The 13,614-nt window shown below is 42.1% G+C and carries 7 protein-coding genes and 2 pseudogenes; 7 read left to right on the forward strand and 2 right to left on the reverse strand.

From position 1 onward, the window contains the following. The 4 genes and pseudogenes from BM427_RS24015 to BM427_RS24030 form a co-directional block, all read left to right on the forward strand. Positions 1 to 2,440 (forward strand): invasin domain 3-containing protein (locus tag BM427_RS24015; RefSeq protein WP_139234460.1); only part of this gene is annotated, 2,440 nt, incomplete at its 5' end. Positions 2,441 to 2,831: 391 nt separating this feature from the next. Further along, positions 2,832 to 3,230 (forward strand): annotated as a pseudogene (locus tag BM427_RS24020) (integrase core domain-containing protein); the annotation flags it as partial. Positions 3,231 to 3,481: 251 nt separating this feature from the next. Then, entirely contained in the window at positions 3,482 to 5,191 is a 1,710-nt protein-coding gene (locus tag BM427_RS24025; RefSeq protein WP_090126930.1) for a pyridoxal phosphate-dependent decarboxylase family protein, read from the forward strand. A gap of 644 nt (positions 5,192 to 5,835) precedes the next feature. After that, entirely contained in the window at positions 5,836 to 6,174 is a 339-nt protein-coding gene (locus BM427_RS24030) for a hypothetical protein (RefSeq protein ID WP_090126932.1), read from the forward strand. 32 nt (positions 6,175 to 6,206) lie between these two features. Here BM427_RS24030 and BM427_RS25595 read toward each other — a convergent pair whose 3' ends face one another. Further along, positions 6,207 to 6,707 carry a hypothetical protein gene (locus BM427_RS25595; protein WP_139234461.1) on the reverse strand — a complete coding sequence of 167 codons (501 nt, stop codon included), beginning with the start codon at positions 6,705 to 6,707 and terminating at the stop codon, positions 6,207 to 6,209. Between the two features lie 1,310 nt (positions 6,708 to 8,017). Here BM427_RS25595 and BM427_RS24035 point away from each other — a divergent pair. Both BM427_RS24035 and BM427_RS24045 read left to right on the forward strand, forming a co-directional pair. Beyond that, positions 8,018 to 8,415 (forward strand): annotated as a pseudogene (locus tag BM427_RS24035) (transposase); the annotation flags it as partial. Between the two features lie 421 nt (positions 8,416 to 8,836). Further along, positions 8,837 to 9,948 (forward strand): IS3 family transposase gene (locus BM427_RS24045; protein ID WP_139234462.1). Its coding sequence is split into 2 segments (ribosomal slippage): positions 8,837 to 9,098 and positions 9,098 to 9,948, totalling 1,113 coding nucleotides; the frame shifts between segments, so codons are not numbered across the junction. A 517-nt stretch (positions 9,949 to 10,465) separates the two neighbouring features. On the opposite strand, the gene BM427_RS24050 is transcribed toward BM427_RS24045, so the two are convergent. Continuing rightward, positions 10,466 to 10,786, reverse strand: coding sequence for a thioredoxin family protein (locus BM427_RS24050; RefSeq protein WP_090126941.1), 321 nt, complete (start codon positions 10,784 to 10,786; stop codon positions 10,466 to 10,468). Between the two features lie 397 nt (positions 10,787 to 11,183). Between BM427_RS24050 and BM427_RS24055 the strand changes: the two genes are divergently transcribed. Next, on the forward strand, positions 11,184 to 13,505 hold the full coding sequence (locus BM427_RS24055) for a M66 family metalloprotease (RefSeq protein WP_090126943.1): 2,322 nt from the start codon (positions 11,184 to 11,186) through the stop codon (positions 13,503 to 13,505). Positions 13,506 to 13,614 lie beyond the last annotated feature (109 nt).

Raw genomic sequence — 13,614 nt, forward strand, 5'->3', positions numbered from 1 at the left:
CACGGTGACGGTGACGGCGACGGTGCAGGGCGTGAGCGGATTCGAGAAGACGGTGGCGGTGACGGTGCAGGCGGGGGCTCCGGATGCGGCGCAGTCTGTCCTGACGGCCGAGCCGGGCACCCTCAGTGCGGGAGAAACCTCGCGGCTGACGCTGACGCTGCGGGACCGGTTCGGCAACGCGGTGCCGGGGCAGACGGTGAACTTTGCCGCCTCCTCGGGCAGCCTGAGTGCGGTGAGCGATGGGGGTGACGGCAGCTACACGGCGGAGCTGACCGACAACAAACCCGGCACGGTGACGGTGACGGCGACGGTGCAGGGCGTGAGCGGATTCGAGAAGACAGTGGCGGTGACGGTGCAGGCGGGGGTCCCGGATGCGGCGCAGTCCGGCCTGACGGCAGAGCCTGACAGTATCACCGCGGGCGGACGTACTGAGGTGATACTGACGCTGCGGGACAGCATGGGGAACGGGCTGGACGGGAAAAAGGTGATATTCACGCCCAGCGCCGGCATCCTGAGTTCTGTGACCCCTGCAGGGGACGGAGTCTACACAGCCGAACTGACCGGCACGACGGCAGGCACAACAACAGTGACCGCCCGGGTGGAGGAGTATCCGGATTTTGTGAAACAGGTTGAGGTTACGGTGCGACCGGGCCATATTTTTTCCGAAAAAACAGAATTGACGGCCATACCGGATCTCGTCACCGTGGGGGAAAAATCCACCCTGACAATGACGTTAAGGGATTACTACAGCAATGGGCTGCCGGGGGAAAAGGTAGAATTTACAACGAGTCATGGCACCCTGAGTGGCGTTACCGACAAGGGGGATGGGACTTACGTGGCTACCCTGACCACTACTTCCGCATACATAGCGAAAGTCACTGCGAGCGTGAGTGTGGAGTCAGGCGCATGGATCAGAAAGACGACGACAGTGACTTTCAAGGCGGGCGCCCCGGACACGGACAGGTCTGAACTGACGGCCAAGCCGGACATCATCACCGTAAGCAGCAGATCAGTCCTGACACTCAGTCTCGATGACCGTTATCACAATTCGGTGCCGGGGCAGACGGTAGAGTTTTCAACTGATGCGGGCACCTTGGGTTCCGTCAACGAGACGGGACATGGTGTCTACACTGTTGTGCTGACCGGCACGACGATCGGCCTAGCGACGGTGACCGCACGTGTGAAAGAGTATCCGGATTTTGAGAAACAGGTTGAGGTGACGGTTCAGGCGGGGGGCCCGGATGCGGCGCAGTCTGTCCTGACGGCCGAGCCGGGCACCATCAGTGCGGGGGAAAACTCGCGGCTGACACTGACGCTGCGGGACAGCATGGGGAACGGGCTGGACGGAAAAACGGTGATATTCACGCCCAGCGCCGGTATCCTGAGTGCTGTGACCCCTGCGGGGGGCGGAGTCTACACAGCTGAACTTACCGGCACGACGGCCGGCACGACGACGGTGACCGCCCGGGTGGAGGAGTATCCGGATTTTAAGAAACAGGTAACGGTGGTGGTTGAGACAGGCAGTCCATCAAAAAACTCAACTGTTAAAGTAAGTAAGCAAACCTACATAATAGGTGAGGAAGATGTTTATGCAACGATACACCTGACTGATAAGGGTGGTAATCCTCTAAGTGATAAGCTTAATTGGCTACAATCGCCAAACGTATTTCACCTGCCAGGTACTGACAACCAAGTATGGAAAGAAGAGGCCACGAAAGGGAACTATGTTGTAAGAGGTATAATCAAAACTACGGGGCTATATGTGGCTGAACTCAATACAGAAGATGGAGTAAGCGTTTCTGCGCCATATATTCTGGATTATAGTAAAGTCGCTGATATGAGTATTGATGTTGATAAAGATAAATATATTGTCGGAAACGATTTGTATGTAAGGTTATATTTACGAGATGCTTGGTTAAATCCAGTCTCCGAAGGAGAAGGGCTTTCTTTTATTAACAGTACTCGCACGAGAATTCGTATTCCTGGGGTATCTGAACAAGCTGACGTAAAATGGAGCTTAGATGAACCTGGAGTATTTATTAGCAAATGGAAGGCTACTTCTCCTGGAGAGCGCTATAAGGCGACCTTAGAAAGCTACGATGAGAATTATGATTACGATAACGGGTGGATTAAACACGAATCCAGAAATTACAAGATCACCGTTCCTGATGCGGCTCGCTCGGCGCTTGGTGCCAGTCCGCAAGTGATGGAGTTAGGTGCGACTATAACACTGACTCTTCATCTCAGGGACAGCGACGGCGATTATGTGACTGGGCAGACGGTAAAATTTATAGCCTCTGCCAACGTAATTAACGCTGAAGAGAGTAAGGGTATATACACAGCAACTATGACCCCTACTTCTTCCGGCAAAGATTTAGTGACGGCGAAGGTGGATGGTTTTCCCGAGTTTGTGAAAACGGTAACGATAACTGTTTGGTAGAAAATCGAGAGGTAATACAATTTCATGCGGGGCATATAAGATGTTAATCTTTCACCTGCAACAAAGATGATTTCTGTGTCAGGGCTACCAAGTCCCCCGGAATAAAATAGTATGATTCCGGGGGCTTAATCCATTACTAATAGTATAAGTATAACTCCAGACTGAATACGCAACAGTCAGTGCGAGACCGCCAGCGGTTGTTGTCTCATTCGAGATGAGTAAGCACTTCTATTTTGATTATTTACTGGCTGGAAAAACATTATCAATGTATGTATTTACAGGAATAATTCGTCATAGGCATTATGATATCGTTAACCTTTACGCTCAAGTAGCCATGCATGGTGCTGATGTTTAAGTAAGAGCTTGTAATCTTCTGCACAGGGTCGGACTGAGCAAGGAATGTTTCTGTCGTTTACGCCAGTATAACTCCATATGTCTCATCTTCAGCATATCAGGCGCTCAGGTCACGCGTATCTTGGGCAGGATTGCATTATTTTGTAGCTATCCGGCAACAATAAGAACGGATCAAGGCTCTGAGTTTATCTCCCGGACTCTGAGCCGATGCGCCTTCGCGCATGGTATGGAGCTTCAGCCAGGCAAGCCGACACAGAACGGTTTTATCGAAAGCTTTAATAGCCGCTTTCGGTATGATTGTCTGAATGAGCACTGATTCTGCAATATCGTTCATGGCAGGGAAATAGTTAATGACTGGCGACAGGACTATAACGAATGCCGGCTTCACTCATCACTGTATTATCTGTCCTCTGCTGAATTTGCAACAGGCTGGTGAAACGGAAATATTGAAGGTAAAAAAGAAGTTACTAACTGATTTTTTTATCTAATTCTGTGGAACGGTCAGTTAAACAATATGATGCTTTTACTCACCTGAAGTTATGTTTCCCGATGGAACATTCCTGACAGAGTCAGATACACAAGCATGGAGGCACCTTGCTTATGGTACATAACTAGCTATTTTATATTGTCTTATCGATATGAATAAAGCTATTAAAGGCGGCATTACCTATATCAAGGAATTCCTGGATGAAAATAAATGCAAACAAGTTAAGGAGACATATTGTGAGAAAATTTTGCCATACTTCTGGGGACTCAGAGCGTCTCCAGGCACTGATGGAGTATACTCAACATCTGAATGACTATATTCTGTCTGAAGGCAAAAAATGGCAGGCAAACTTACCGGAACTCCAATTTTTATCAGGTACTCGTACCGATCTTGGGCCTAAATTCCCAGCCAGATATTACTCTTATCTTGATGAGCTTGATAAAGGTGAAGATTATGAGCCCGTCGATGATAAGGAAATATTACAGGAAGTGGCTCGTTTCTTTCGTGGTTCGCTACGTTCCGGATCCCCAAACGCATTGTTCAATATGCTACCTGAAGCAAGTATCGAAGCAACAGCCGCTGCATGGCTTGTAACAACCTATAACCCAAATATGCTGATGGATTTTTTCGGCGGGGAAGCTCTCCTTATTGAACAGCAGGTTTGCCGATATATTGGGAAATGGGCTGGCTGGCCTCAATCTATGGGAATAGCATGTAATGGTGGTAAATTCACGCTGTTGTATGCCATCAGGCTGGCTATCAGTCGGATGGAACCGGAGTCGGCTAAGACCGGATTACCGAGGGATCTGGTTATTCTCTGCAGTGAGGGCGCGCATTACTGTGTGGAGCATGCAGCGAGCCTACTGGGATTGGGAGCCGATAACTGTCTGCGGGTTGCAGGCACAAAGGATGGTGTGATGGACCCAAATGAACTGCAGCGTGTACTTGATGAACAACATCTGAACGGACGAAGGATCGCTGCGGTTATTTGTTCTGGTGGAACCACAATCAATTTTAATTGTGAAGACACTTGCAAAATCCTTCAGTCTATCAATGATTTCTCAATCAGGCATTCCCTTAGACAGCGACCCTACCTTCATCTTGACAGTGTTATCGGCTGGATCTATCTCAGCACCCTCAACATGGATTCTGAGAGCATATTTGCACATTTTTCTGAACCCGAAACTCGAAAACGTATTGCTGAAGTACAACGACGCTTGGAAGGAATTTCCGGATTTGATTCTATGGGGGTGGATTTTCACAAGAATGGTCTGTGTCCTTATGCCAGCAGTTTTTTCATCGCCAGTGATCGTCGTTTTATGGACGAGTTAGGCGATGGCAATTACAAATATTGCGACAAGGATTTTCACTATGGCCAGTTCAGAACTTATCGCTATACTTTTGAAAACTCCAGGCCCGGCCAAGGAATCCTGGCCGCTTGGGTGAACCTGCGCCGTTTAGGACGCCGTGGCTATGCTGACTATCTTGCCCTGCTGCATAGAGCGCGTAATTCTGTTAGCGATGCTCTGGCTCGTCATAGCTTCTTCCGTGTACTTAACGAGAGCAGTCTGGGTTGGGAAGTCGTCTTTGCTATTTTATTCGCTCCTGACATTATCTCGCTATCTCAATCACATGAGGAGCTGGCGATGAGCTTTATGCAGGAATGTTGGGAAAGAGTGAATGCCGGTTATAACCTACCCTTATTTAGTATAGTTCCTGGCTATCGTATAAACAACGATCCTGAGAATATCATAACGGCATTCTTGGTTTACCCAATGAGACAATATAGCGATGAGGAGTGGGATGATATTGTGAAACTCATTGCTGCACAGGTCAACGATTTTCAGGATCGTTTGAGATCGCAACAGCTTTCAATAGAAAGAATTCAAATTGATAGGCCTGTTCGCTAAGCCGGGCGATCACATATCTGTCTATAATATTATATTTCTAATGAAGGATAATGTCGAAAAAGCGTGAGATCTATGAACAGTGCAATTAGTGAGTTAATTGATAGTGATGAGGATTTTTCTACGACAAAGGGAGGGCACACTAATCGTATGAGATCAAAGTCCGACGCCTAAAATCAGAGAGTTGGTTAAATATGCATCGTAATTGTGGTGTACTTATGGTCACTTATGAGGCAATCATGTCAATTACAACCCCGTACAAGAAGGGGGGATAGTCTTGATCAAAGCGGGATATTATTGGAAATAGAAAGAAATATCGGGAATTAATTAATGTGTCAGCATAGCTGAGCATTGAGTAAATTTTTTCCTGATAAGATCTTTAAGGATTTTTGAAAAAAAAGTCTTAATTATGAATTGGGGATTGATTAAAAAAAACGAAGTCTACATTTATAGTTTGACGCTATCTTTTTTTAGATGTAAAGAATATAAAATTAATGTCAGCGAATCTATTTATTGTGTATTCTTTCAGTGGTTTTGAATTAATGAGTTGCAAAAAGTTAATTTTTTGAATATAAAATAAAAGATGGCGAGATAGGTGCCTATTATTTCAGTGAAAAAACAAAAAGTTCTGAAGGGACACATTAGTAATGAAGGAAAGTGGATTAGGCAGAGATTTTGTTTGCGGGGGGGAAGTATATACAAGCGTCACCACCAAGACCACACATCAAATAGTTAGGAGCAAAGAAAGTATCATGGAAGAAATAATTTTTATATCAAAGGGGTTTCTTATTGGAAGGCCGATGAAGATTTTAAATGGTAAAATTTTAATAAGTCTTGAAAACAAAACAAATGTAATACTTGATACTTTGCGCCCGGTAAAAATAAATGTCGTAGACAGGAGTAAGTTATTTTTTATTGATTATAACCTTGCTATTAGGGAGGAAAAATTATCAATGATTTTGCACAAAATAGAGAGGTTGGATTAAAATACTGGTAATACATACTTCGTCCAGAGTTGCTAATTAAAAGATTCAGGAAATGGTGTTATGCTGTATGTGCCTGATTTAAATACTTTATTGCATAAGTGTATTGTCACTCTGTAGTTTTCACCGATTTTTTCTGCAACCCGGTCCGTAAAATAAATTCCGTCATTATATTCAGACCACTTACTTATATTATAAGTTACAGTTCCAGGTATGGTGACAATATTCTTTTTCATTAATAAATCACTCATCCCTTTAACTGGATTTCCATGCGAATCCATTAAAGTGATTTGCACGATTATGCGATCGCCAATTATGTATTGAGTAGAAGATATTTTTATTTTTGTATGGAAAGATATTTCGCTTTTTCCTTTGGATGCGAAGTCATAGCAACCTCTTGATTTAGATTGATTGGCCTCAACGCATTTAATGAAATTCAGATCAATGCATGAATAAGCCTCACTAACAGGTAAAAAAATAAATAAAAAAAGGCAGTTACGTATATATATTAACGATATTGAAGTAAAACCCTTCACAGTTATCCTTATAAGAGGACATTCCTCAAATGCTCTGTATAGTTATCTGTATGACATTAATAGAATCAAGTCTAATTTGAGAATTCGTTGGTTCTATGATTATTCCTCTCTAAATTGAGAATCTTTTCCTCCTGTTGATTAATCAATAGGATATATTCTTTTCTCTCCGCTGCTGGCAATGCACGACATATCAGTGAGTGTAATTTTTCAAGAACAGTTAGCGAAAAACAGTTTTCTACTCTTTTTTTAAACTCAGTTACATCAAAGGATTCTGATGGTGTGGACATTAATTAGGCCTCTATAAAAAAATATTGATGTTAAAGATTCTTTATGAACGACGAAAGCAGATTAATCCAATAAAATCTATGCGATATGTGGCCTTTTTACCTGAATAACCACTGTTCCCATCTTGTTATTTTAAAAGGAGAAAATATTTTCCCTGTCAGGTATTAAGGTTTTTCTGTACCTTACTCACAACATTATCCCCTGTTTCTGTGGATAATGTTTGCTATTGAAGAACAGGAATATAGTAAAATTGTGCTGATTTTACAATGCCTTAATGTGGGTTTATTAGAATGCCAAAAGTCAAAAAAGAGGGGGACTTGCATGCAAAAATGATAATACAGTCACAGGCGAACTTTAAAAAATGGCTTTCGAATAAAAATTTACTGAATTATGGTTTGCACAAAATCATTCCTTTGTATTAAAGGATAAAAAAATGGGGAGGCTCCGACCCCTCCCCTGTCCAGCAAGACAGCCAAGATTCAGCTTAAGTCATAATGATAACATATGAATGAGAGAGTTATATCAAGTGATTTTTTTTAGGAGGATATTTTTTGTTTGTCTCAATCACGTTTTTCATAATACGTACATATATGGCTACAGATCATTACTCGCGTTACCATTGTTAAACCATGAAACAATGTCTCCTGCTAACATAATTTACTAAAAATTAATCACCATCACCATCACCATCATCGAGCATTGCAATTACTGTTAAAACAACAATAAAAATAGTAAGACACACAAGGCATAAAATAATATAATCCATTCAATTTCCTTTGTTGAGTGGGCAATGTTTGTGAAGTGATGTTTTCCTTACGTAAAATAAATAAACATCATTTACTAACCTCTGACCAGTATTCTGCTATAAAATGAGTCTGCGGATATGATTTTGAGATTTTAATATTATTAATTCTTAATTAACGAAAATATAAGTTCCTGAGATACCCTCGGCACATATAAGTGAATCGCCACGGGTTTAACAGACACCTGAGAGTCATTTAAGATGACTGAAAAGAGAGGTGCCCATGAGCGGTAAACGTTATCCCGAAGAGTTCAAAATTGAAGCGGTTAAACAGGTCGTTGATCGTGGTCATTCCATCGCAAGCGTCGCCACCCGGCTTGATATCACCACACACAGTCTCTATGCCTGGGTAAAACAGTACGGTCCTGATTCATCAGCTACTAAAACGCAGTCTGATGCCCAGTCTGAGATCCGGCGGCTTCAGAAAGAGCTGAAGCGGGTTACCGACGAGAGAGACATACTAAAAAAAGCCGCTGCGTATTTCGCAAAACTGTCCGACTGAGGTACGTCTTTATCCGCGGCAACAGCCGTTGCTGGTCTGTTCGTGTGCTCTGTCGGGATCTGGACGTCCATCCGAGTGGATGTTATGTCTGGCTTCAGCAGCCACATTCCCTGCATCTCTAGGCAGACCAGATGCTGACCGGGCAGATCAAACAGTCTACGTAACGTGGAGAATAATCCCGGAGCGATATTTTTATTGCCTCGAAATATTTAATAACTGTAAGCGTTGCAATGGCGAGGACACTAAGGTGTCACAGATAAAATATGGAGAATAAAATTTTAAAGGCACTGGTGTAAAATAATAGAGAAAACATTGTAACAGCCATGATTCGATTTTATATCCTAAGCCTAAGCCTAAGCCTAAGCCTAAGCCTAAGGCAGTATTACCCATGCTATGACGAGCAGCATATGGTTATCGGTAAACACGTATCCATGAAATATTACTCATGTGATAATGGTTATGTAAGCATCCCTGTAAACCGGCCCATTCACTTTTAGAGATCTTCCGACATACTGATTATGTCTTCCTGAGGAGATCGCCATGCGTAAAGCCCGATTCACCGAACACCAGATCATTGCCGTTCTGAAGTCTGTCGAAACCGGACGCACCGTCAAGGATGTCTGCCGTGAAGCCGGTATTTCCGAGGCCAGCTATTACAACTGGAAAGCGAAGTATGACGGTATGGAAGCTTCTGATATCAAAAAGATGAAGGATCTTGAGGACGAAAACCGCCAGCTGAAACAAATGTTTGCTGATCTGAGTCTGGAAAATCGTGCGTTAAAAGACGTCATCGAAAAAAAGCTTTAACACCAGCGATAAAACGTGAGCTGGTCAGCTATCTGACCACCCAGTTTGCGATGAGCATACGTCGGGCATGCAGGATGTTATCGCTGAGCAGGACGGTATTTCTTTACCAGCCGGATACACGGCGTGATGAGCCAGTGATTGTGGCGCTGACGGTAGCGGCTGAACGCCATCCGCGATACGGATTTAAAAAGCTTTTTCAGGTCCTTTGCAGGCAGGGCAATAGCTGGAATCATAAAAGAGTTCACCGTATTTACTGCCTGCTGAAACTGAATTTTCGCCGTAAAGGAAAGCAGCGTTTGCCGGTACGTAACCCGTCACCGCTGGCCACGCCGGAAGCACTAAACCAGAGCTGGTCGATAGACTTTATGCATGATGCTTTGGTCTGCGGCAGACGGTTCCGCACCTTCAATGTAGTTGATGACTTTAACCGCGAGGCCCTCGTAATAGAAATCGATCTGAATATTCCGGCACAACGGGTGGTCCGGGTGCTGGACAGGATCGTGGCAAACCGGGGTTATCCGCTGAAAATGCGGATGGACAACGGCCCGGAACTCATCTCGCTGACGCTGGCGCAATGGGCAGAAGAGCATGGTGTGGCACTGGAATTTATTAAACCAGGCAAGCCAACACAGAATGCGTTTATCGAACGGTTCAACCGGACTTACCGGACAGAAATACTGGATTTTTACCTGTTCAGGACACTGAATGAAGCACGGGAAATCACAGAGCGCTGGCTGACGGAATATAACAGTGAGCGGCCTCATGAATCCCTGAATAACCTGACGCCGGAAGGGTACCGGCTGATGGCTGAACCCCCGGAAATCTCAAAAAGTGCGTGGAACTAAAACGGGTGTGCTTACAGTTATACTGTCATCCAATCCTGTGATTGGAATGAGTTATCAATATATCAGAATAAAATTTTTATTTATCTTAAATATACCTTAAGGTAGTTTTACTACGGTAAGTTCAATGTACAATAAAATTGTTGGTACCTGCTATACCTGGTGAAGTAATTAGAGTGTTATTTGCTCATGGGGGTATCCCCCCCCTCTTTTTAACTACCATTTTTGAAGCAAATGGTATTCCCCTGATTTAATCAATTAACTAAATACTTACTATTCCCTTTTCTTTGAATTCGAATAAACTCATGGTTCTGATTTCTAACATGCTCTAGAAAGAGCAAGGAATAACCAACTTCGAACAGGTATATTATTATGTTTAACACCATGCGCTTTTAATAGTTTCCTTCAATAATGTTTGGTATTATTATTTATGTTTGTTGCGCATTTGTATTTTAAACCATAATGCAAAGGGTGATAAATAAATGCATGAATATAACATATGCTATAGTGAAATTATTGACTAATTCAAATGCTCAATTATTTTAATTAATTCTGCATAATCCCACTTAATAAAATTGCACAAAACATTGCATTGTTTGATAAATACGAATGAAGGATAGGTTCTTATATTATATTCTATAGCCAAGCTTTTGGCATCATCGGTATTGACTCTGATAAAGATAACGTCTTGATATATCAGGCTTACCTCTTCAATATTTTTTTCGATGGTTTCCAAAACATTACTACTTCTTGTAATGAAGTAAACAACTATGAGTTTAGAACCGACTGTTTGGATCTTTTCGCGAAACTCAGAAACTGTTGTAGCATTAAAAATACTCATTTGCACTCCTGAATCTAGGGTAGATATACTTTCAAGGAATTGGAATAAATTGCAGTCGCTGATAATAATATTCTTGTAAAGTTTTATTCATACAACAATACTACTTGTTAGTATCATTTGTCAAAATTACGGCTCATCTCTATCGACTTAATATTAACTACCTGTATTCTCGATGCTTAACTAAAGCCAATGGGAAAATCCATTTTATAAAAGTAGCAATTTTCTTTTCGAAATACTAAACATTATGAATGTCATAGTACAATGTTAGTTAGAAATCATACAACATGCAACGCCATTAAGAGTAATAAGACAAAATATATGCTTTGTCTTATTTTTTATAGGTGGGTGGTTTTTTGTGCCATTATCTCAGTGTGAGCTATTTAAAGGAAAGGAAAAAATGAACTCAATAATTTCTCCACAAAGTAAAAATAGAGCGCCGTTTCTTTATTTTAACGATACTGTTCCTGAAAATGATTTAGAGGGTACGTTGGCTGCAAGGGTGCAATTTGCTCAGAGCCAAATTATACCAAGTCATCCTAAAGGTGATGACCGACAACCGATTTTGACAAATCTTCGTGACACATTAATCTTGGTTCAACCTTTGCAGCCAGATTTAACATCGCCGATGTACGTACAGGTTTTAAACAAGAACGGAGAAATTTTAAAACAATTGGTTCTCAACCAACCTTCCAGACTACCTGTTACTGCGTATCATATACCTGATGCACCTGACGATGGTATAGATTTTACTCCATTGAATAATTCACATACATTCATAGACACCAGCGCTGAGTTAGCAAAACTTAAAGATCCCTCAGGGCTCTTTCTAAAGGAAAAACTAAGTCAATATGCATTAGTTGAAATTAAGACTGCTAATGGGTTATGGGTTAGTGATATCTATCTTCCTGACGATCCTTCTTTAGAAGGAAAAATGGTCAGAGTGAAGTCAAGTGCAGGGTACAAATCTAATCTGTATTATGCTGGACGCAAGATGGTGGTTTCGAGTGGCGATAATCTACAATTCAAATTCATCAATAATCAGTGGTTCAGGGAAGATGAGCTTGAGCTTAACGCTATATCTTATGCACCAAATACTTGGAGCGTTGTACTTCCTGGTAATTTAATGACCCACGGAATAACGCTCTCATTTTTCCAAGGAAATTTGTTTGGAAAACTTACTGACTTAAAAATAAGTGGCCCCTGTGAATTGCTAATCAATACGATTGATATAGGTATGTTGGTCAGTCCACGAAATGAATTTTATTTTTCTAGTGATAAACAAGCCCAGCGGGAATATTTCCAGACGACACCTTTTAGTTGGATGATAGTTAACCAATACGCTCCACTATATTTGCCTGAAGTTATGTTGCCAGATGGTTCATTCCTAACAGATAAAGACCCAGGAACAGGTGGATGGCATACTGGCACAATGTGTCATCAGATATCAAGGGATCTTGTTTCGAAGGGGATTAATAGTGCAAACTACGGAATAAACAGTTCTTCAGGAACTGGTCAACCTTATCATTTTCGCGCCACTCAAGTAACAATGCATAACAGTCGCGGTAACTATGCCAATGGTATTCAGGTCCATGGTGGTATGGCATCAACGGGTGTCGTAAGCATTGATAAGTCTTATGGCAATGAAATAAGTCATGAATTGGGACATTCTTTTTCCCTGGCGGATTTAAATGATGGTTTTAGGGGGTGTGTGCATCGTAGCACCGGAAATATTAATTCTACATGGGGGTGGGACAGCGACAAAAATATATTTATTCCAAATTTTAAATCAATTCGCAATAATGCAAGCTCATGTTTTGATAACCAGTGCCAGCCTCCATTCCATGGATATCAGTTTGGTTACGACGCTATGAATGGTGGAGAGCCGCTTTCCAGTGCCAATCGCTACACCCTTTACACTCCTAATTCCTCAGCAATTATGCAAAGTTACGTTGCGACCAAAGCCTTGTTTGACCCATTTTCACCGACAGGTTTTAGTAAATGGAACGTAGAGTCTGGCAAAATGGATCCATATGAAAGTTACGTTGATATAGACTACGTTAATGTTTCTATTACAAACATTAACGAAAGTTTACTTGCAGATCTAGTGAATGAGCATAACCTAGTGAATATTACGGTTAGAGATGGTCAATGGGCTAGGGAGATTATAATGCCTGCTGCTAATAGTTATAATAACGGCCACAGCGTTACTATTGACCAGAACGCATCTTGGAATTGTACACTTTATATTAATGGAAATTCCATTGTGATGGCAAAAGGCTTTAAAAAAAGTTTCACCAGTGATGGTGTGTTGTGGCAGGAGGAGAAGACTATTATGGCTACACAAGTACTTCGTGTTCCAGAAAGATTCGGAATACCTGTGACTACCCTTGTTGGGTATTATGATCCAAATGGATTGCTGCAAAGCTACATTTATCCTGCTTTATTCGGAGCCTATGGTTTTTGCTATGCAGATGATGAAAAAGATAGTAATGATGTCGGCTGTAAACTTCTTGTTGAAACAGAAAAAGGGATAAAAAAATTCATACTTAGAAATAGTCGAGCAAGTTCAGACGCCATGAACAAGTTTCATATTAATATCCCAACAGATATTAAACCGACTAAGGCTATAATTTTACGTAAAGGTAAGGTTATTGCTGAAAGAGAACTACAGAGTGCACCAACAGGCCTCCTGTGTACAATACATGGTAAAAAGATATAATACATCACTCCACAACTGGTAAACTTTCAGTAAAAATTTTGGCCTCTCTCTGAGAGGCCTGTCATAAGTATTCATAATCATAGCTGTAATCTCTCTAATAGGCTACTTG

The organism is Kosakonia arachidis, assembly GCF_900116535.1.
Taxonomy (GTDB): Bacteria; Pseudomonadota; Gammaproteobacteria; order Enterobacterales; family Enterobacteriaceae; genus Kosakonia; species Kosakonia arachidis.